The sequence below is a fragment of the Paenibacillus sp. GQ49 genome (assembly GCF_059759055.1).
The window spans coordinates 429216-451279 of sequence record NZ_JCAXEL010000002.1; the positions used below are offsets into that span (position 1 = coordinate 429216).

Consider the following 22064-nt stretch of genomic DNA (forward strand, 5'->3'; position numbering starts at 1 on the left):
TTTCTGGTGATACTATAACCTATTGCAGCAGATCGAAAGTGGATTGGATGTATGTCCATAGTCCGAAAAATTATATAAGCGGTAGCCTGTCCGCCACTGTCCCACCCTGCCCAGGTGTTACTCTGTCAATGACTTGGCACAGTACACGAAGTCCTTCACACAAAAGCTCAACGTTTGTTACCGTGAAACAGATACGCAGACTTGGTGTATCCATCTCCCCTACATAACAGGCGGAACCGGGGAGGAAAGAAACCCCTGCAGCAAGTGACTGATGATGCAACTCACGCATATCCAGGTTACTCGGAAGTTGGAGCCACAGATTGAGTCCTCCCTCTGGAAAGCGCCATTGCATACCCGGAGTAGCATGCTGTTCCAGCACTTCGGATGCTGCGCACAAGCGAGTATACAATTCATCCCTCAATCGGGATACATAGGCACCATACTGATTCTGAATGAAAGATTGCAGCGCCTTTTGTGTAAGCAGCGGACTCCCCAGATCCGCCGTAGATTTCGCGGCCACAAGCCGGGTCAATACACTTCCGTCTGCGATGGCGCAGGCTATACGGCAACCGGGAGAGAGCACCTTGCTGAAGCTTTTGATATATACAACATGACCTGTCCCATCCATCGATTTAATGGACGCCGGAGGAGGCTCACGAAAATAAAGATCAGCAAAAGGATCATCCTCCAGAATGAGGCAGTGGTAGCTTTGCGCCAGATTAAGAAGCTGTGCCCGTCTTCTTGCACTCATCGTGATCCCTGTTGGATTGTGATAGGTCGGGATCGTATAGATCAGTTTGGGCGGATAGGTATCACATAATCGGGTCAACAGATCAATACGCATGCCTTCGTCATCCATCGGGACCGTAATGATCTTCGCGCCTCTACTCGTAAATACATCAATGGCTCCGGTATAGCTTGGTGCCTCCATGTATACAACATCCCCAGGTCCGACAAAAGTTCGCGCCACAAGATCGATCCCCTGCTGAGCACCACTTGTAATTAACATGCGTTCAGGTGTAGCCTGTAGTCCACGCTCGGCAAAATGTTCGGCAAAGATCTGTCTAAGCTCCCGATCCCCCTGAAAAGATCCGTAAGCTGCCATACGCTCTGTATGATCAGAGGAGAGTCGGTAGGCGCTGTCGATAATCTCGCGTGTAGGCAACAGTTCAGGCTGAATCGCTGACATATGAAGTTCATACCGTACTTGAGGTGACGTATCAAAATGTCTCCAGAGCTGGGCTCGCGGTAAATAATCTACCAGTGCCATCTGCCAATTCCATGACGTACTGGATTCACTGTTGGCATTATTTCGCTGCGTTCGGTCCACATCCTCCATCTGATCCACGTTCAATGTACCTCTCACATAACAACCTTTCCCCTGGGAGCAGGTGATCAATTGAATCGCTTCAAGTTCAGCATACGCTTTGGATACAGTGACCAGGCTGACACCCAAATCCGCAGTCATTTTACGAACAGAAGGAAGCCGGGTTCCGGGTTCAATGAGTCCTGATCTGATGCGATCGGCAATCGTTAGCGCAATCTGCACGTACAATTTGGTACTGCTTCCCCGCTTTAATTCAATATGCATATGTGCTCCCCCAACTGTTATGATCTTCATTTTACTGTTATAGTGTAGTCCGTCTATTATAGTTTATAATATCAGTATAACAGTGAATAACAGGAGATGAGAATAACATGAGTATCCCTTGGTCCAAAATGGCACAAAACACCCCGTCCTCTGTCGTTCGCGACATGCTCCAGGCCGCTCAGGCACCTGGAATGATCTCACTAGCCGGTGGATTACCAGCCCAGACTTCATTCCCGCTGGAAGCTATCCGCGTTGCATATGAAAAAGTATTTATGAGCGGAGCAGCCGCTCTTCAATATGCGGAGACTGAGGGTTACCGTCCTCTTCGCGCCAAAATTGCCGAACGTCTTGAATCCAAGGGCATTCCCGCTTCACCCGATCACATGCTTCTCACTACGGGGTCACAGCAATCCATTGACTTGGTTTGCCGCATCCTTCTTGACCCGGGTGACCGCGTATTGGTTGAATCACCAACCTACCTCGCTGCTCTGCAAGTCATTCATTCCTATCAGGCTGAATCTCACGGCGTAGCCTGTGATGATCACGGCATGTTACCTGAATCTCTGGAGGAACAGCTCCAGTTGCATCGTCCAAAACTTGTCTATATTAATCCAACATTCTCCAATCCTACGGGAAAAGTATGGTCGCGAGAAAGAAGACAGCAGGCTGTGGATCTGTGCCGCAAGTATGGTGTACTCATTCTGGAAGATGATCCCTATGGTGAAATTCGGTTCAATCCGGAGCAATTGGATGTCCCTGCACTCGCAGAACTGGATGCAGTGTCCTATGACGGCCCTTCCAACGTTATCTACACCAGTACATTCTCCAAAACGGTAGCACCTGGCCTTCGTACGGGCTGGATACTGGCTGCTCCCGATATTGTCAAAATGGCAGCACGAGCCAAACAAGGTGCCGACTTGCACTCCAGCAGTATTGACCAAAGAGCGCTTCATGCACTGCTTGAATCTTTTGATCTGGATGCGCATATCCGCCATATTTCAGAGGATTACGAACAACGCATGAAAACACTGACGACTCTCATGGCAGCCAAAGCCTGGGAAGGCATCTCGTGGAATTCACCACAAGGTGGCATGTTCTTGTGGCTGCAACTACCTGAAGGCATGCTGGCAAGCAATCTGTTCACTTATGGTATCCAGGAGAAAGTGTGCATTGTCCCGGGTGATTCCTTTTATGCAGGTACACCAGAGTTAAACCGCATGCGAATCAACTTTACTCATACGGACCCTGAGCTTCTTCCGGAAGCCGTGGAAAGAATGGATCGCGCCATCCAACGTTGGCATGCTTCCTTAACATCGGACAGTGTTGTTACACTGTAATGAACTGTCATAAACGTTTGACTATTCCATTAGCGTATGAAGGTTAATAACTTGATATGAGAAATAAAAATAAGGCGGCAGACCCGGAATCTCGGAACTGCCGCCTTATTTTTATAGAACCTGTTATAAACAGGAGTTATGTTTTTTCAGATGTTCATGGGTCCTTCTGATCAGTCAGGCCATCGGATGATTCATACGAGTTTGTCCTTGACTGATAGGTGGACTACATTGTGTTGCAATAGTGTTGTTGTAGTTAGGAAAGCTTACCGTAAGCCGGGTTCTGTGCTCTTCGTGGTTCATACGGGAACTACCCTCCCACCAGAAGCGACAATCATCTATCTAGGCCATACATTGCTGCACAGCTCAAGCGACCAACCTAGACACACCTCGGGCTAAGGTTGCCTCCTCCGAAAAGGCGGCTGTGTCCCATTAGGTCTTGCTCCAGATGGGGTTTACCAGGAACGAAGTCACCAGCGTTCCTCGGGGTCTCTTACACCTCGGTTCCATCCTTGCCTGTGCCGGAAAATCCGGCCATCGGCGGTCCATTTCTGTGGCACTATCCTTCAACTCGCGCTGACTGGACGTTATCCAGCATCCTGCCCTGTGGAGCCCGGACTTTCCTCTCGTGGCAACAAAGGCCACCAGCGATTGTCTGTCAAGCTTTCCGAACAACATTACATAGTATACAGGCATTTAGGTTCCCAGACAAGCTTAATATTACTGGAAACCACATAGCAAAGGTTTTTTAGATAAATTGGAATACTTCCGTATTTACCTCTGAAGCTGTAACTTGCGTATCATATCGTTTTTCTTCCAAACGGGAACGAAGCCAATCCGCTGTTTTTGGTTTCATAACCTTCTCGGAATTATGTCCAGGGTCGATGATACACATACCTGCCATTAACGCATCATGAGCCGTGTGATAATCAATATCTCCGGTCACAATAACATCCGCACCTTTGAAGCGGGCAGTCAGCGCGTAACGGCTGCCAGAGCCGCCAAGAACCGCTGCTTTTTTGATCTGCTTGTTCAGATCTCCTACTACACGCACATGAGGCACATTGAATTGGGTCTTCACAACCTCCACAAGCTCACCTAATGTCTTAGGCTCCCTAAGGGGTCCCAAGCGTCCCAGACCAAGCGTACGGCCCTTTAAATCCATTGCATAGAGGTCGTAGGCCACTTCCTCATACGGATGAGCCTTTAGCATCGCCTGAACGACCTTACTGCGCAGACTTTGGGGTACGATGGTCTCAATCCGCATTTCTTCCACACGTTCCATCTGCCCTTGAGTACCGATAAACGGTTGAGTCCCTTCACCAGGTACAAACGTTCCTGTACCTTCCGTGTTGAAGCTACACTTGTTATATTGACCGATACTCCCCGCTCCGGCTTCCAGAATGGCCTGAAGAACATGTTCATGATGGGTACGAGGCACAAACACAGCCAGCTTGTACAGATGATCTGTGTGGACATCTTCCAGCGATTCTTTACTCTCGATGCCAAGTGCCTCGGCCATCCAGTCATTCATACCACCCTCTGCCACATCCAGGTTTGTATGACTGATATAGACAGCAATATCATGCTTAATCAGCTTTTCATACAATTTACCCATAGGTGTATCTGTACTCAGTGACTTAACCGGACGGAAAATGATCGCGTGATGAGCGATAATCAGGTTGGCACCAATACGAATCGCTTCGTCCACCACTTCATCCGTCACATCCAAAGCTACTAATACGTGACTGATTTCTTTTTGCAAACTGCCGAGCTGCAGACCAATGCGGTCATCCGGTACAGCCAGATGTTTGGGAGCGAGTTGCTCCATCAGTTGAATTACAGTTTGACCTTTGGCAAACATGCCAAAACCTCCTTCAAGTTTGCGATAAGACGCTCTACCTCAGCCGCCTTGTCCCGGGAAGAATCCTGATCGGATTTGGAGATCGAGTTTACAACCCCTTGCAGCTTGATGATCTCACTTTCCCATTTGGCAAAAAATACATCCGTTGGACGATCCACCAAATAAGGTCCCATCCGTAGCAACAAATCTTCCGTTAATTCTGCCCCGCCTTGAAGCGGACGTGCACGATACACCTCTACATTGGCAATCGGGCTTACGGATTGTGGCATCGCCGTTATAATCTCATAGATCTTGCCATCTTCTTCGAGCAATTGTTCTGCTACAACCACCCAGTGATGCTCCAACAACCAGCGTCTGAGGAGATCCTCTCCCACATTTGGTTGCAAAATAAGTAACTGGACGCCTTCCAGTTTGGATAAACCTCGGTCCAAAATAGAGGCAATCAGGGCACCACCCATGCCTGCAATGGTGATGACATCCACTTCCCCTGCAGAGATTACATCCAATCCGTCTCCACGGCGTACCGTTATTTTTTCTTTTAGGCCAGCATCACTGACTTGTTTGCATGCAGCATCATAAGGTCCAGGATTGACTTCCCCGGCTACTGCACTTGCAGCTTTCCCACTGCGGATTGCGGCTACTGGCAGCAACGCGTGGTCTGAACCGATATCAGCCATGCGGCTGCCATCGGGAATTTGATCATGTATTCGCTGTAATCGATTCGAAAGTTTCATGAAGCACCTACACCATTCATTTAATTTATTGATTTGCATTGAACAAGGAAAAGCGATAAAATAAAATCCAATAAAACATTTCAAGGATGAATTTCCAAAACCAAGAAATCAAGACGCTTAAATTAAAAATAAAGGAGACCCCGCCGCCGCTAAAGCGTCTTGCGGAAAGTCTCCCATAGTTCGATTATTCGAGGAAATCCTTGAGTCGTTTACTACGACTCGGGTGACGCAATTTACGAAGAGCCTTGGCTTCGATCTGACGAATACGCTCACGCGTAACACCAAATACCTTGCCGACTTCCTCCAGCGTTCTCGTCCGTCCATCGTCCAGACCAAAACGTAGACGAAGCACGTTCTCTTCACGTTCAGTCAGTGTATCCAATACATCTTCGAGCTGTTCTTTCAGCAACTCATACGCAGCAGCATCTGCCGGAGCAAGTGCTTCCTGATCCTCAATGAAGTCACCCAGATGGGAATCATCTTCCTCACCAATCGGGGTTTCCAGAGAAACCGGTTCCTGTGCAATCTTCGTAATTTCACGAACTTTCTCTACACTCAGATCCATCTCAGCAGCGATTTCTTCTGGTGTCGGTTCACGCCCAAGTTCCTGCAACAGCTGACGGGATACCCGGATCAGCTTATTAATCGTCTCCACCATGTGCACAGGGATACGAATTGTACGCGCCTGGTCAGCAATAGCACGAGTGATCGCTTGGCGAATCCACCATGTAGCATACGTACTGAACTTGTATCCTTTTTTGTGGTCGAACTTCTCAACCGCTTTGATCAGACCCATATTACCTTCCTGAATCAAATCAAGGAACAACATTCCACGTCCAACGTAACGCTTGGCGATACTGACTACAAGTCGAAGGTTCGCTTCAGCCAGACGACGCTTGGCTTCTTCATCCCCGTTCTCAATCCGTTTAGCCAGTTGTACTTCATCATCTGCCGACAACAGTGGCACACGACCAATTTCCTTGAGGTACATACGGACAGGGTCATTGATTTTGATACCTGGCGGCAAGCTCAGATCATCATCAAAGTGGAATTCGTCCTCTCCCTCTCTGGTGTTGTTCTCGGAATCTTCACTAGGACGAAGTGTAACCTCTTCATCATTTTCATTCACTACATCGATACCCAGATCGCTCAGTTGCTCATAGAACTCATCCATTTGCTCTGCATCCTGCTCAAAAGGAGAGAGTTTCTCTATAATTTCCTTGTAATTCAGCGAAGCTCTTTTTTTACCTGATTCAATCAATTGATCTTTAACCTGATCCAGTGTCAATTCTGTTTCTAGTTCAGTATGCTGATCATTCGCCATAACTCGACTCCCTCCTCCCTAGAAACATCTAATCATCAGACGTTCACTGTCTCTCTAGGGCAATCATTTCAATTGCAATCTGTGCCGCGCGTACAGAATCACCTGCCCGCTCTGCAGCAATCATTTCTTCTTTTTTCAAATCGTACTCTTTTTTACGCGGATACTTCAGCACTTCCCTGATGCAATCATCGAGCATTTGAATACTCCATTCACCTGGACCATCCATCATCGAGATTGAACTGACCGTTTTTTCCAGGCGATCGTCATGCAGTGAAGACATAAAACGGCTTGTATCCGACGGTTTGCCTTGCGCATAGTAGGCATATAGATAAGCAGCAATAGCTGCATGATCATCCAAGTTAAAAGCTTCACCAAGATGCTCATTCACGTACTGGGCAGCCTCATCATCCTGCAACATCCAGGCAATCAGTTTGCGTTCGGCAGCGTGATAAGCCGGCAACAGATTCGGTGTAGGCACCTGCCTATTTTGTTGCCTACCATTATTCCACCTTTTCGGGTTATTATCCCCGTACTGGAGGTTATTTTTCATTGCCTCCCGTTCTTCATTACACTCCTGCTTCAATGTTTCGAAGGATACGTCCACTTCTGCAGCCAGTTCACGAAGATACACTTCCCTCTCTGTTGGAGAAGGTAAGGGTGCAATCAATTTTACTGCTTCTTTCGAATAGGCGATTTGTCCGCCACCCTCTAGCAGTATATGGCTTTTTTTTAAGTTTATAAGTTTAAATTTTGTAGTTGTCACGGCACCATCCACAATCTGGTTTCGGAACCGTTCACCACCATGCTTCCGGATAAAATCATCCGGGTCAAGTCCCTCGGGAATGAGAGCCACTTTGACCTGCAATCCAGCTTCCTCAAGAATAGGGAAATTTTTGAGTGCAGCAGCCTGTCCTGCTCGGTCACCGTCATAACATATGATGACTTCGTCGCACATGCCTTTGAGCATCAGGGCCTGATTCTCGGTTAACGCAGTACCCATTGCTGCTACACCATTCTGGATATCCTGATCCCATGCGGAGATGACATCACCATATCCCTCAAACAAAATGGCTTGTCTTTGTTTGCGAATTGCATTTTTGGCATGATGCAGATTATAGAGAACACGGCTTTTGTTAAATAACCGGGTTTCCGGTGAATTTAGATACTTCGGTTGCCCATCTCCCAATATGCGTCCTGCAAATGCAATTGGCTTACCGCTCCTGCCATTAATCGGGAACATAATCCGGTCTCGGAATCGGTCCACATATCCCTGACCTTCATTTCGCGGTGACAGAAGTCCACCCTTTTCCATCTCTTCGAGCGGATAGTTACGTTTCTCGAGAAATTGTACCAGTGTGTCCCAACGATTTGGTGCGAAACCAATCTGGAACTGGTCGATCAATTTGTCGCCAAAACCTCTTGAGCGTAAATACTCCATGGCTGACTTGCCATGCTCTGTATTTTTCAACAAAAAATGATACAGCTTCGCGGTAAGCTCATAAGCCTCCAACAGACGTTCCGTCTCCGGATTCACATGAGCAGATTCACGCCCTTGCCAGTCCCCCATAGAGATGTGACTTTCTTCCGCCATCGTTTTGACAGCCTCGGGAAAGGATAACCCTTCGATTTCCATCCTGAATTTGATGGCATTTCCACCCGTGCCGCAACCGTAGCAGTAGAAAATTTGTTTCTCAGGTGTAACGGTGAACGAAGGCGTCTTCTCGGAATGAAAAGGACAGAGGCCCTTCATATACTTCCCCTGTTTGGTCAGATGCACAAATCGGCTCACCGTATCGACAATATCATTCTGCTGTAACACCGATTCAATAATACTTTCGGGTATACCGCCTTGTCCGGTACTCATCTCTGGCCACCTTCATCTCTTCAACACGTAAATATAATTCGATAAACTTACACATTCTCCTGCAAATCTTTTAAAAGTTTTGTCAGTTTATGTTGAAACATTTCTCGATCCTGCTCTGTGAAAGGCTTTGGGCCTTTTCCGTAATGGCCTCTTTTTCGTGCTTTGGCCGCAGTATGACGAGAATCCAACATGAAATCAATGTCACGATCGTTGAATTCACGACCACGAAAGGACAAAACATAACAACGTTTGCCGAGCGCAAGTGCCGCAAGTCCATAGTCCTGAGTTATAACCACATCATATGGCTTAATATGATTAGCAATATACAGGTCTGCGCTCTGATCACTGCGATCCACTTGCACGGTTCGTACCCCTTCTCCTCCTTGAAGCAAATGATCAAATGAAGAGACTAACAATACGGGGATGTTGAAAAGGCGAGCGGTTTGCGCAATCTCGGTTTTGACCGGGCAAGCATCACCATCCACAACAATGTGACGTATATTTAACTCACTCAAACCCAGACCACCCGGTTTCATAAAATAGCTGCATATTGTTATATACGACCCCGGCCAGGCAAAATCCTTCTGGCACAACAAGGGAAATCAAAGGCTAAAATACGGAGCGGTTGTAAAAAATACATTTCACAACCCGTTCCGTATATTTATACCCTCATATATCCTTCTTTAATACTGAATTTTAGCTTTGCGCCAAGTTCGTGGAAAAGGACTCATGAAATACACCCAATTACCAAACCAACTTGGAAAAATCAGCAAATCCTTTCAAGTCACGATCAATAGCCGCGAGCAAGGCAAGTCGATTTGCCCGAACAGCTTCATCTTCGGCCATAACCATGACCGAATCGAAGAATGAGGTAATACCATCCTTCCAGGCAGATGCAATAGCCAGCGCTTCAGCAGCATCATGCTGAGTCAACGCCTGACGATATTCTGCATTCGTTTTGCTCCATGCCTCATGTAGCTGACGTTCTCCATCTTCTGTGAACAGTTCTGGATGTACGGAAGCATTGGATGCTTTGGCAGCCAGATTACCTACACGGTTGAACGATTCAACCGTTGTTTTGAATGCGTCTCCTGTCAGAACAGCCGCCATCAACGCTTCACCTTTTGGTACCACAGCGCTGATATCATCGAATCCCGAAGAAATTACGGCATCCACTACGTCGTAGCGAACAGTTTCGGACAACAATTTTTTCACACGAAGACCAAAGAAGTCTTGCAGATCTTTACGAACCTCTTCATCTGCACGTTTCAACAGGTTCATCTGTGCATGCACTTGAAGTGCTACTCCGAACACGTCTGACAATGTCAGCGGAAGCTTGTGATCCAGCAAAATCTGTACAATCCCTGCAGCCTGACGGCGCAGCGCGTACGGATCCTGGGAACCCGTTGGAATAATGTTGATGGAGAAACAACCCACGATTGTATCCATTTTGTCCGCAGCACTCACAATGGCACCAACAAGAGAAGCAGGAGATTGATCTCCAGCGAAACGTGGCTGATAGTGTTCGAATACCGCTTTGGCCACTTCTTCTTTTTCGCCAGCTTTACGAGCGTAATCCTCACCCATCACACCTTGCAGTTCCGGGAATTCACCCACCATCAGTGTCACCAGATCGAATTTGCAGATATCTGCTGAGCGGCTAACGGATTCAGCAACATCACCGGATACTTGCAGTTTGGCAGCAAGTCCATCGGCAATCTTGCGAATACGGCGTACTTTATCTCCAACCGTTCCCAGCTCTTCCTGGAAGACGATACTTTCCAGCTTCGACAATGCATCCTTAATCTGTAGCTTCTGATCTTCCTCATAGAAGAACTTGGCATCAGACAGACGTGCACGCAGAACTTTTTCATTCCCTTTGGCAATAACGTCCAGTGAATCACTTCCACCGTTACGTACCGTCACGAAGAATGGCAACAATTGTCCTTCATTGTCCAGTACAGGGAAATAACGCTGATGCTCACGCATGGAAGTAATCAATACTTCTTGTGGAATATTCAAGAATGAGGAGTCAAATGTCCCGAACAATACGGTAGGTGTTTCCACCAGGAACAGGACTTCCTCCAGCAAGTCTTCCTTAATCGCGATATCCCATTTTTTCTCAGCAGCCAGTGCCTGAATCTGGGATACAATCATCTGTTCACGTTCCTGAATATCTACAATGACATGTTCGGAACGCAGGACTTCTACGTAAACGGCAGGCTTCGAAATTACCACATCATCGCCAAGGAAACGATGCCCGCGTGTGACATTGTCAGACTTCACTCCGGCCACTTCAAGCTCGATAACTTCACTGCCAAACAAAGCCACAATCCAGCGGATTGGACGTACAAATTTGAAATCATAGGAAGCCCAACGCATGAATTTCGGGAACGTCATGGCATGTAATACAGAAAGTAATCCTTCGCCAACCACGGAAGCCGTCTCTACACCTTTGCTGCTCTTCGTTGCATAGATATATTCGACACCGTTCAGTTCCTTGAACGTAAACTGGTCCGGTTCAACACCTTGACTGCGGGCAAATCCGAGTGCAGCCTTGCTCCAATTGCCACTGTCGTCCAGGGCAATTTTGCGTGAAGGACCTTTCACTTCTTCCTCGATATCTTCCTGTTTTTCAGCCACATTTTGAATCAAAACAGCCAGACGGCGCGGTGTAGCATATGCATTCACTTCACCATAAGCAATGCGGGATGAATCAAGCCATTTCACGACACGCTCTTGCAGCTGTGCGATTGCTGCGCGCATAAAGCGTGCAGGTACTTCTTCCAGCCCGATTTCAAACAACAGATCCTTAGACATGCTCGGCTCCCCCTTTCTTGATCAGCGGGAAGCCTAGCTTCTCACGCTCTTCCATATATGTTGCAGCGACTTGGCGAGCCAGATTACGGACACGTGTAATGTAACCCGTACGTTCCGTTACACTGATAGCCCCACGTGCATCCAACAGGTTGAACGTGTGGGAACATTTCAGCACATAGTCATATGCCGGGAATACCAGATGCTGCGCCATGGCCTTGTTTGCTTCTTCTTCATGCATGTTGAAGAGTGTAAACAGCATTTTGACATCAGATACTTCAAACGTATATTTGGAGTGTTCGAATTCTGGCTGACGGAATACATCACCATAAGTGATACCTTCCACCCATTCCAGATCAAACACATTCTCTTTATCCTGAATGTAAGAAGCCAAACGCTCCATACCATACGTAATTTCAACAGCTACCGGATTTGTCTCGATTCCACCAACCTGTTGGAAATACGTAAATTGTGTAATTTCCATTCCGTCCAACCATACTTCCCAACCAAGACCTGCACAACCAAGGGAAGGATTCTCCCAGTTATCTTCAACAAACCGAATATCATGTTTGAGCGGATCAATGCCCAGACGTTTCAGACTTTCCAGATAAATTTCCTGAATATTGTCCGGTGAAGGCTTGATGATTACCTGGAACTGATGATGCTGGTACAGCCGGTTAGGGTTCTCACCATAACGTCCGTCCGAAGGACGACGGGAAGGCTCCACATAGGCCACTTTCCAAGGTTCGGGTCCAAGCGAACGCAAAAAGGTCATCGGGTTCATCGTACCTGCCCCTTTTTCCGTATCGTATGGCTGGACAATAATACAGTTATGCTCGGCCCAGAATTGTTGCAGCGTTAGAATCATCTGCTGAAAATTCATAATCATGCTCCTTTTCAATGGTTTGTTAGCAAGCTTAGGACGGTGAAGACAACAATAAATAGCCCCCGTCCTACGCCTGTTGTACAGACGTAGGGACGAGAGCTATTCCCGCGGTTCCACCCTACTTGGCTTAGATCAAACAGGATGATCCTGTTCGTTCCAGCCCACTTTTCCGTGTCCATTCATGCTCCCGAGTGCCGTTTCAAAGACCGATTCAGCCAGGCTCCCACCATCCCCGGCTCGCTCATTCATGATTGTCAAGTGTTATACAACGACTTGTCTCCATAAATGCAATAAATCCAGTCTTTTACTTTCTCGTTCAATGCATGTCTCATAAAGAGAAATTATATTTCATAATATATAAAATCTAGTATGAAGTCAAGATATAGTTTCGCTTCCACCAAAACGCCTCAAATCCCGTACTTCTCCATCTGATCGAGGAAAGAACGGGATTTAAGATTCAGACCGAGTTGATGATCCATAAAAGCACGCATCAACTTTTTGATCTCATCACGGGTAGACTCACTCACTGATATATTCCCCAAGCGTTGCAGATCCAACTGCGCGAACAAACGCAACAACTTCAGAGCCTTTGGACTAACTGACATCGCTGGAGGATCGAAATGTTTGCATGCTCGACACAAGACGCCACCAAGTCTGGGACTTATAAACAACTGCTCATCTGGTCGCTCCTGATTGCATGAGATGCACTCATCGAACTGTGGACCATATCCGGATGCCTGTAATATTTTCATTTCGTACAGACTTGTAATAACAACCGGATCTTTCTCTTCCTTCAACGCCTGCAAACACGCCTTTAACTGTTTGAACCAAAATGTACCTGTCTCTTCATCCTGAAGCACCCGATCCAATAGTTCACACGCATAAGAAGCATATGAGGCCTTGACCAGATCTTCACGCAACTCATGATAAGATTCAACAATTTCTCCAGCGTTCAGTGTGCCTAGACCTGTATTGCGAAAATATACATATTGACCATACGTAAACGGCTGCACCAGTGCAGCATGTCGGCTCTTGGGCTTTTTGGCACCGCGGACGAGTACCCCTACTTTCCCGCCGCTTTCGGTGCAAAGCGTAATGATTTTGTTCCCTTCGCCGTAGTCCATGCTGCGGATGACAATCCCTTCCACCCTGTATAGCATGCCTCGTCACCTAACCATTCCCGAATCAGCCAATTATCCTTCGGCTTCTTCATCTTCAATCACTTCCCTTGCATTCTCCGACTCCTGTCCTAACGAGTTACACGCCTCGGTATATAACAAATAGGACTCCACATCCCCCGTCATCGCAAAAACCTTCCACGAAAAATCTCGCATCGGAATTTCATCCTCTCTTCGGAAATGACGTCTGCATCTACCAAATAGGATGGAGTCTTGCAAGGTAAACTATGTGTTGCAATTACTGGATACAATTCCGACGATTAGTCGCGGCCAAAGCCAAGGTCACGCAGAACTCTATCCTGATTTCTCCAGTCTTTTTTCACTTTAACCCACAGGTCCATGAAAATTTTGGAGCCAAGCAAATTCTGAATGTCATGTCGAGCTCGTTTACCCACTTCTTTCAGAAGGGCACCTTGCTTGCCGATAATGATACCTTTTTGTGAGTCCCGTTCCACAAAAATGACGGCCGAGATATAAACGACACCATTATCCTGCACTTTCATATCTTCGATCGTTACAGCGATGGAGTGAGGCACTTCTTCACGAGTCATTTGCAGAATTTTCTCACGTATCAACTCGGCACATACAAACTGCTCCGGATGGTCAGTAACCTGGTCATCAGGATAGTACTGTGGACCTTCAGGCAAATACTTGCCGAGCTGTTCCAGCAACGTGCTGACGTTGCTGCCAAGCATGGCAGAGACAGGAACGATTTCAGCGAAATCGTGAAGCTTGCGATACGTCTCAATGAGTGGAAGCAGTGCTTCCGGCTCAATTTTGTCAATTTTATTCATGACAAGAATGACAGGCGTACGAATATTTTTCAACTGTTCCGCAATATAACGGTCACCGCCACCCATGCCTTCCGAAGCATCAATCAGGAACAACGCTGCTTCTACTTCTCCAAGTGTGTTCAGAGCAGTCTGGTTCATGTAATCGCCAAGTTTGGATTGACGTTTGTGAATACCCGGTGTGTCCAGGAAAACGATTTGCTGATGTTCGGATGTATACACACCATGAATTTTATTACGTGTGGTTTGTGGCTTGTCCGACATGATCGCAATTTTCTGTCCGATCACCTGGTTCATCAGTGTGGATTTACCTACATTTGGACGTCCAATAATGGCTACGAAACCGGATTTGAATGCTTGTTTTTTCATATGTTCCTCCTCAGGCGCCTAGGCCTGGAATATTGGTTTATTTTTTGGCAGAATTCAGATCAGAAGGCCCAAAAGCCCAAGGTAACAGTTCAGCAACGGTGGTCTCTTGCAGATCACCTTTCATGTTCCCCAAGATAACTTTCATATCCGGTTCACACAGTTCGTACATCACCTGACGACATACACCACATGGAGCAATCGGACCATCCGTGTCGCCCACAATGGCAATCGCTTTGAAGCTGCGAGGCTTCTGCCCACCTGCAATGGCACTGAACATCGCCGTACGCTCAGCACAGTTACCTGGTGTATACGCAGCATTCTCAATATTACAACCATGATGCACATGACCTTCACTGTCAAGCAAAGCCGCGCCTACACCAAAATGGGAGTACGGCGTATACGCTTTCGTACGTGCCTTAATTGCTTCTTGCATTAACAAACCGTTATCCATTAATATTCTCTCCCTTAGGGTGCAATATAAAATCAAACTAGTGCATTTACACTGGACACTCCGCTGTCAGAACAACCTTCCGAGCGCTGTTATCCCCAGATTTTTTTAATCCCTTTTAATAAGGGGAAATCCGGGGATAAAGGCGCACACTCCGTTTCTTCAGGTTTTTTCTGACCTCTCCGTTATCGTGTTTGCATCAAGTAAATTTATATTAGTGTGTAGTATTAAAATCAAATCAAAACAAGGTTAAAACAAAATCAGTACAAACCCAGCCAATTCATCACGGGCTTAATGAAAACGATACTACCGATAATGACGGCGAATACCGCAGCCAGCAGAACTGCCCCGGCCGCGGTATCCTTTGCCGCTTTTGCCAGCGGATGGATATGGGGGTGTGCCAAGTCAACCGCTGCCTCTACAGCCGTGTTCATCAATTCAGTCACCAGGACCAAAAAGACAGCGGTCAGCACAAACATCCAATCCGTTCTTGAGATTCTGAAAAAAAAGCCGGCTACACACATCAAAATAGCCACTCCCGTGTGAACTCTCACATTACGCTGAGTCCGCAACCCATATGCGATTCCTTCCGCAGCATTGCGGAATACCAGACCCCAGGAGCGCCTTTTCATTATCGTGTCAACCCGGCCTGGGCCAATACAGCTTCTTGTTTGCCCATCATTTCAGCCTCACTTGCTTCATCCTGATGGTCGTATCCGAGCAGGTGCAAGAAACCATGGACAAACAGAAAACCAAGTTCACGTTCAAATGAGTGTCCATACTCTTCACTTTGCAGGATGGTCCGTGGTACGGAAATGATGATGTCTCCAAGAACATCCGGCATTTCTTCCATTTCTTCATCTTCGTCCAGCTCATAGATAATATCGAGCTCTTCATCCACCGTTTCGTTCATCGCAAAAGACAGTACATCCGTAGGACGATCAATGCCGCGATAATCACGGTTCAACTCATGGATCTGCTCATCGTTTACAAAAGTCAGAGCCACTTCTCCGTCTGCAACACCTTCCGCTTCTCCGGCGAGATTCAGCAACTGTTCCAGCATTGCAATCATTGGTTCTGTAATTTCTTTATCCTGTTGTTCATTATTCCATGCCAGATTAAGACTCATTCCTTCATAACTCCTGTCTACTCATATTAGAGGTTGTTCAAAAAGCCCGCTTTTGATTACGAGAGATGCCTAGGGGCATCATCAGCATCGAATATGGAATTCAGCCGAAATGTCCGTTGCTCACGTAGTTTTCCCTACGCTCCGCTACTCCATTTCTAGCTTCATCCCATCTTCTCGGTACTGAAAACCGACCTTTTTGAACACGAACTATCATTAAATTAGCCCGCTTCGGGTGAGGTCGGCTTTGGTTTCTTAATCTCCTCCGGATATTCTATCCTGGAGTGGAAGATACCCATCACCGTTTCCTTTAATGTTCTGGCGACGATATCAAGTTCACGCATCGTAAGGTCACAATCATTAAATTGATGATCGTCCAATCGTCCTTTAATAATCTTCTCAATCATGGACTCCACTTGCTCCACTGTCGGTTTGCGCAAAGATCTCACAGCAGCCTCCACACTATCGGCAATGCCAACAATAGCCGATTCCTTGGACTGAGCCTTCGGCCCAGGGTAACGGAAATCTTCTTCCGTGAAATCAGGCTCAACACCCGCTTCTTCAGCCTGGCGCAGTGCTTTGTGATAGAAATAGTGGAGAAATGTCGTGCCGTGATGCTGTTCCGCTATATCCCGAATAGGTCTGGGCAGCTTGTAATCCTTCTGCATTTCCACCCCATCGCGCGCATGGGCAACGATAATGGATTTGCTCAGTTTCGGATCAATTGAATCATGCGGATTCTCCATATTGTTCTGATTCTCAATAAAATAGATGGGGCGTTTCGTCTTGCCAATATCATGATAATACGAACCCACTCGGCAGAGCAATCCGTTAGCTCCTATGGCTTCTGCTGCTGCTTCGGACAGATTCCCTACCATAACACTGTGATGATAGGTACCCGGTGTCTCCGTCAGCAGCTTGCGCAGAAGCGGATGGTTCGGATTAGACAGTTCTACCAGTTTGAGCGCTGACAAAATGCCAAATGAAGTTTCAAAAAATGGCATCAGCCCAATGACCAGTATGGCAGTCAGCACGCCACCAGCAAATGCAAACCCAACGCCATACAGTGTCGTGGTTCGATTCCAATCGCCCGAGTCAATCAAAGCCAAGGTGAAGACGGCTATGGACCCGAACAAACAGACCATAATAGCCCCTTTCAGGATCGTGGATCGCTGGCTAGCCTTATGTGTTGCGAAGATCGCAACAAATGAAACCAATACAGCGAAGAACCCTAATTCGAAGTCAAAAAGTTGACCCTGATGCGTATTCAAAATAATGCTGGATAACATACCGATCAATATCGAACATACAAAGGCAAGCGACGTATCCAGCAATAAGGCAATTAACATCGCCCCTACCGCAACAGGTGCAAGGAAGCCCACATAAGACCTCTCATTGGTTTGGATAATCGCTGTCACATGCATAACCACAATTGTAATAATAAAAATGAGAACAAGCATCAACAGCTGCGCATTATTATATTTGAAATGCGTTCCGCTGCATTGCTGAATATACATCAGAATTGCTGCTGACAACAGGCAGGAAAACATAAGCAGACCAAGCTGTGGCCAGTAGTTCACTTCATTTTTCAGCAAATCATTCTCATCCAGCAAAGTATACATCTCCGGGGTGATCATCTCACCCTTGGCCACTAATGTGTCCCCTTGCTTGATAAAGACAGTTTGCGTGTTCTCACGCGCCTGAACTTTGGCTTCCTTGGTTCCCTCTTCATCGTAGAAGCGGTTAGCGGTCACCACGAGGCGAGCAAGCTCTTGCACGACCTCACGTTGCGTACGCTTACCAAGAGAGCTGACACTCACCATCTCGGCAACTTTGGCACGGGCAGTGGTTGCATCGCTGATCTGATCCGTCATTAACCGGGCAACAATATCCCTCGCAACTGGTTTCATCTCCTGGATATCATCCGATGTCAGACGTGAGATTTTGATGTAGGTTTCTTCGGGAATACGGTAGCTTTGCTCCTGTATCACATTTCTGATCTCTTCCAAAAGAGTCTCGGAGTATGTACCGGCTTTCCGATTATTATTGATATAGTTGGTCACAAAATCCTTCTGGCGCTGCGGAATTTCATCCCGATAAATATCAATCTTGTCCTGACTTGATATCTGATCATCCTGATTTAATCGATCTACACGGTCAAGCAGGGTAGTCATCAAATTTTCGTTTCGCAACTGGACAATCTGAAATATCGGCTGTACCCGTTCGGCAGCTTCTTCCTGTGCTTTGAGTGTGGCCTTGTTATTCGGAATCTGCATGGGCGCAGCAATGTCCACTTCACTCCGTGTCCCTTCCTGAATATCATACCGCTCAGGGAGCAGCTTGGAAGCCAGACTCACGTAGAAAAGAATCACCAGAAACAAAAACAGAAGATAGCGTGCCCACACGCTATACTTCCATCCTGTAGCCTTATTCTGAAAAGATTTGCCTTTTGACGGTTCCTTCGAGGTCACTTTAGACAATCCCTTTCTATGCTTGATTTTCTGCGGCGTGGTTGTAAGCCACGATAATTTTCTGGACGAGAGAATGCCGTACAACATCTTGCTCGGCAAAATAGACAAATCCAATCTCGTTAACTTCGTTTAAGATCGTATTCGCTTCCACAAGCCCGGATTTCTTACCACGCGGTAAATCAATCTGTGTCACGTCCCCGGTGATGACCATTTTGGAGCCAAAACCAAGACGGGTCAGGAACATCTTCATCTGTTCCGGTGTTGTATTCTGTGCTTCATCCAGAATGATGAAGGAGTCATCCAGCGTACGCCCCCGCATATAGGCGAGTGGTGCGATTTCGATTAAGCCACGCTCCAGTGCCTTAGCGGTCTGTTCTTGTCCCATAACGTCATACAGGGCATCGTACAGCGGTCTCAGATACGGGTCTACCTTCTCCTGAAGATCACCTGGCAAAAAACCAAGACTCTCTCCTGCTTCAACAGCAGGCCGTGTGAGTACAATGCGTTTGACGCTGCCTTCTTTAATTGCGGCAACAGCCAGTACAACAGCAAGGTAGGTTTTACCCGTACCAGCAGGACCAATGCCAAATACAATATCACGTTTTTTAATTGTAGTTACATAGTGCTTCTGTCCGATGGTTTTAACACGGATTGGTTTACCTCGGTATGTCGTCGTAATCTCGCCTTTGAACAGGTCCAATAGTTGGTCTGCCCGCATATCCTTGGCAAGTTCAATCGCATACTTCACATCTCTCTCGGTTAACACATATCCATTGCGTATCAATTGCAGTAACACATCAAATAATTGTTCAAGCGATTCCACCTGCTGTGCGTTGCCAAAAATCACAATCTCCGCTTCACGGGATGCAATCTGGGCGGGAATCTCGGATTCAATCAGTTTAAGAAAAGTATCTTGGGGTCCAAAAAGAGATTGGCCCTCTCCCGCACTCTGGAGGGAGATTTGTATGCTGCGTGTTTGCTCTGACAAATATCCTCATTCTCCTTGACTATGGACTAGCGGAAGTTCTTCCGCAATGCTTTCTTCTACTTCAAATAAGACTTTCATATAAACTTTACCATTCTCTTTCTTCTCATGCAAAATTTTTTCACTTATAATTTTTGTTCCTTTGCCGTTTTTGGCGATAATATCGTTCCTTGCTCCTTCCAATCCTTTTGTTCTGGCCCATTCTATCGTCTGTTGCTGCTCGTGCTCTCGAGTCTCCAGATCTTTCTCTGTCAGCCAACCCATGGGAAGTGTAAAGGATCGCCACGTCAATGGTTTATGGTTACTCTCGGTATCAAATGAACTGAACGGTGTACTTCCGTACCCCCACAGTTGGATTGCCCATTTCCCCAGCACCATGTAAAAACGTTCTTTGCTCTCACCTGTCATTGTATTATGTTTTTGCACCAGTGGAACCTCTACCTGATACTCACGCCATACCAGACCACGAACTTCGCCTTTGGCAACGATGGTTTTGGTGTTCTCCTCATCCCCGAGAATCCCCGAGATCAATACCTGACCCTTTTTGACACGCATGTCCTTCTGAACAACAGGGCGTCCCTGCTCCGCATAGATTTGAGTGACAACAGCATCTGACTTGCTGATCAGATGTCTGGGATTCAGTAATGGTTCGCGCTTTGGTTGGGCCGATTCTACGACCTGAATGGTGATGGTTGTCCCCTCTTTGCTCACGCCAATCCAGGTTACATCCGGAAGAGCGAGTGCAAGCTGCCTGGAGAGCTTGTCTTGGCTTTGCAAGCGGAACCCCCATTGGAAAGGGTATATACCCTCTTTCTTCGCTGCTGCAAGCACCTCGTCGGTGGGAATGGTGACGTTACCCTTGACCTCCACACTCCATACCATGGACGACAACGCAAACAAAGCTGCCACAAAAAACAGCATCCCTCCAAGAAAGAACTTCCTCCGCAATAAACGGGCCGCAAAAAAGGGGAAACCACTGCGATGGGTTACTTTCACCCTGCAGCCTGTCCGTTTCAACACAGGACGCAACCTGAAAAAATGCGGCAGCAGAATGTTCATCTCTGCCACGCGTCCATCGTGAGCACGCAGGTTCCACACTTCCAGTCCCTGCTCTGCCACCGTGTTGATTAATGTTTCAATGTCTCCCCCAGTGACCGTGATTCGGACTGCTCCCCGCAGTTTATACAGACTGGGCTGCTTCATCCGTTCCCCTCCACTCCATTCATATGAATATCCAGAATCGTTCCTTCAACAGCTACTTCATCCGGCAAAATGTTACGTATCACCAAGGCAGTTCCTTTGATCTCCAACTGGCCTTGGGAAAGAGCCAACACGATACGATCCGGGGTGAAATGGATGACACCGCGATGATTCTCTATATACAGTTGCTTACTGCCAATCAGGGTTAACCGTGGCATATCATAAAGCACATCCTGCGGCAGATCCAACACTTCACTGGTCCATCTGCGCAGCTTGCGGCTGATCCGGGTCATTCGAAGGTCTTCCCCCTTCCTCTACAGTTCAACTTATGCGCAGATTCATGAATTTATGAAAATTCCGGGGCGTGTTAGGGACGAATGTTGAGAAAAAAGGATAGAACAGAGAAAAAGCCGTCTCCGGCGGCTTTCTGCGCACCAGAGACGGCTCTTTTTCTGTTCATTATGAAGACTTGTTTACAGTTTCCCTCTTGTACCAAACGGCTGTTTGGAACGAGGAGGACCCAGTACTTCTGCCCACAACACACCTGTACGAATATCGGCAGGGCGAAGCGGAGATGCTCCCGATTCATCGGTGTTGGGTATATCCCAACTGGAATCAGACACAACAGGTTTATTTGCAGAAGAGAAGCGATTTAATCTCTCTTGAATCAAACGCTCCTGTCGTTCCACTTCTTTCATTTGTTGCTCAAGCGAGCTTTCCATGTTGCTCAAAGAGTTCTCACTTTTATAGTCACTTGCGGACGGAGAAGAAGGAGCAGGCTCCGAATATGGCTGACCATACTGATTCTCATATTGTTCATCTTCGTACCGATCGTCATACTGTTCATCATAACGGGGATCTGTATGTCCGGAAGACTGCTGCGGAGATGAATTGTCTCTTGAGCGTTCTTCCCGGTCTGAATCACCGCCGCCTCCAAACGTAGGCATCCCGCTGGCAGGACGCTTTTTGTTTGGATCAGCCGATTTGGCAGCTTTCCCCAAAAATGAGAAGAGCGCAAAACCGACAACAGCCACAATGTACAAGTTATCAAAAATCCATTCGAATAGGCCCATATGCACTCA

At 47.1% G+C, this 22064-nt stretch carries 20 protein-coding genes and 1 other RNA gene; 1 reads left to right on the forward strand and 20 read right to left on the reverse strand.

Annotation, left to right across the window (positions count from 1 at the left end; all coding sequences use genetic code 11):
• Positions 1-70: 70 nt before the first annotated feature.
• Positions 71-1591 (reverse strand): MocR-like pyridoxine biosynthesis transcription factor PdxR, encoded by a 1521-nt coding sequence (gene pdxR / locus AC6CIF_RS06560; RefSeq protein WP_498198604.1) that lies wholly within the window; start codon positions 1589-1591, stop codon positions 71-73.
• A gap of 107 nt (positions 1592-1698) precedes the next feature.
• On the opposite strand from pdxR, the gene AC6CIF_RS06565 reads away from it, so the two are divergent.
• A complete protein-coding gene (locus AC6CIF_RS06565; protein WP_036615022.1) occupies positions 1699-2928 on the forward strand; it encodes an aminotransferase-like domain-containing protein in 1230 nt (409 codons plus the stop codon).
• A gap of 254 nt (positions 2929-3182) precedes the next feature.
• Here AC6CIF_RS06565 and rnpB read toward each other — a convergent pair.
• The 19 genes from rnpB to AC6CIF_RS06660 all read right to left on the reverse strand — a co-directional run bounded on the left by rnpB (position 3183) and on the right by AC6CIF_RS06660 (position 22055).
• Positions 3183-3592, reverse strand: an RNA gene (rnpB, locus tag AC6CIF_RS06570) — RNase P RNA component class A.
• An 81-nt stretch (positions 3593-3673) separates the two neighbouring features.
• Positions 3674-4789 (reverse strand): Nif3-like dinuclear metal center hexameric protein, encoded by a 1116-nt coding sequence (locus AC6CIF_RS06575; protein WP_498198606.1) that lies wholly within the window; start codon positions 4787-4789, stop codon positions 3674-3676.
• On the reverse strand, positions 4765-5523 hold the full coding sequence (locus tag AC6CIF_RS06580; protein ID WP_498198607.1) for a tRNA (adenine(22)-N(1))-methyltransferase: 759 nt from the start codon (positions 5521-5523) through the stop codon (positions 4765-4767). Before AC6CIF_RS06580 ends, AC6CIF_RS06575 begins: the two co-directional genes overlap by 25 nt.
• Positions 5524-5707: 184 nt before the next feature.
• Complete coding sequence (gene rpoD, locus AC6CIF_RS06585; protein ID WP_062835490.1) at positions 5708-6847, reverse strand: RNA polymerase sigma factor RpoD; 1140 nt, start codon at positions 6845-6847, stop codon at positions 5708-5710.
• Between the two features lie 43 nt (positions 6848-6890).
• Positions 6891-8711 (reverse strand): DNA primase, encoded by a 1821-nt coding sequence (gene dnaG, locus AC6CIF_RS06590; RefSeq protein ID WP_124115984.1) that lies wholly within the window; start codon positions 8709-8711, stop codon positions 6891-6893.
• Between the two features lie 47 nt (positions 8712-8758).
• Positions 8759-9226, reverse strand: coding sequence for a YaiI/YqxD family protein (locus AC6CIF_RS06595; RefSeq protein ID WP_017687254.1), 468 nt, complete (start codon positions 9224-9226; stop codon positions 8759-8761).
• 229 nt (positions 9227-9455) lie between these two features.
• A complete protein-coding gene (glyS, locus tag AC6CIF_RS06600) occupies positions 9456-11531 on the reverse strand; it encodes a glycine--tRNA ligase subunit beta (RefSeq protein WP_498198610.1) in 2076 nt (691 codons plus the stop codon).
• Positions 11524-12411, reverse strand: a complete 888-nt coding sequence (gene glyQ, locus AC6CIF_RS06605) for a glycine--tRNA ligase subunit alpha (protein WP_017687252.1) — start codon at positions 12409-12411, stop codon at positions 11524-11526. The genes glyS and glyQ overlap by 8 nt, the downstream gene beginning before the upstream one ends.
• A 410-nt stretch (positions 12412-12821) precedes the next feature.
• Positions 12822-13574: a DNA repair protein RecO gene (gene recO, locus AC6CIF_RS06610; RefSeq protein WP_047843778.1), complete on the reverse strand. Its 753-nt coding sequence runs from the start codon at positions 13572-13574 to the stop codon at positions 12822-12824.
• 33 nt (positions 13575-13607) lie between these two features.
• The gene (locus AC6CIF_RS06615; RefSeq protein WP_082219141.1) at positions 13608-13748 is read right to left on the reverse strand and encodes a YqzL family protein; all 141 of its coding nucleotides are present in this window, start codon (positions 13746-13748) and stop codon (positions 13608-13610) included.
• Positions 13749-13852: 104 nt separating this feature from the next.
• A complete protein-coding gene (gene era, locus AC6CIF_RS06620; protein ID WP_076211614.1) occupies positions 13853-14752 on the reverse strand; it encodes a GTPase Era in 900 nt (299 codons plus the stop codon).
• A gap of 37 nt (positions 14753-14789) precedes the next feature.
• Positions 14790-15203, reverse strand: coding sequence for a cytidine deaminase (locus AC6CIF_RS06625; protein WP_076211616.1), 414 nt, complete (start codon positions 15201-15203; stop codon positions 14790-14792).
• A 257-nt stretch (positions 15204-15460) separates the two neighbouring features.
• Positions 15461-15832: a diacylglycerol kinase family protein gene (locus tag AC6CIF_RS06630; RefSeq protein WP_498198611.1), complete on the reverse strand. Its 372-nt coding sequence runs from the start codon at positions 15830-15832 to the stop codon at positions 15461-15463.
• Positions 15832-16329, reverse strand: a complete 498-nt coding sequence (gene ybeY / locus AC6CIF_RS06635) for an rRNA maturation RNase YbeY (protein ID WP_036674804.1) — start codon at positions 16327-16329, stop codon at positions 15832-15834. The genes AC6CIF_RS06630 and ybeY overlap by 1 nt, the downstream gene beginning before the upstream one ends.
• A gap of 218 nt (positions 16330-16547) precedes the next feature.
• On the reverse strand, positions 16548-18797 hold the full coding sequence (locus AC6CIF_RS06640; protein WP_498198612.1) for an HD family phosphohydrolase: 2250 nt from the start codon (positions 18795-18797) through the stop codon (positions 16548-16550).
• A gap of 16 nt (positions 18798-18813) precedes the next feature.
• Entirely contained in the window at positions 18814-19785 is a 972-nt protein-coding gene (locus tag AC6CIF_RS06645; protein ID WP_017687243.1) for a PhoH family protein, read from the reverse strand.
• Positions 19786-19791: 6 nt separating this feature from the next.
• Complete coding sequence (gene yqfD, locus AC6CIF_RS06650) at positions 19792-20985, reverse strand: sporulation protein YqfD (RefSeq protein ID WP_076211622.1); 1194 nt, start codon at positions 20983-20985, stop codon at positions 19792-19794.
• A complete protein-coding gene (yqfC, locus tag AC6CIF_RS06655) occupies positions 20982-21275 on the reverse strand; it encodes a sporulation protein YqfC (RefSeq protein WP_017687241.1) in 294 nt (97 codons plus the stop codon). Before yqfC ends, yqfD begins: the two co-directional genes overlap by 4 nt.
• A 180-nt stretch (positions 21276-21455) precedes the next feature.
• Positions 21456-22055, reverse strand: a complete 600-nt coding sequence (locus AC6CIF_RS06660; protein ID WP_076211624.1) for a YqfB family membrane protein — start codon at positions 22053-22055, stop codon at positions 21456-21458.
• Between the last annotated feature and the right edge of the window lie 9 nt (positions 22056-22064).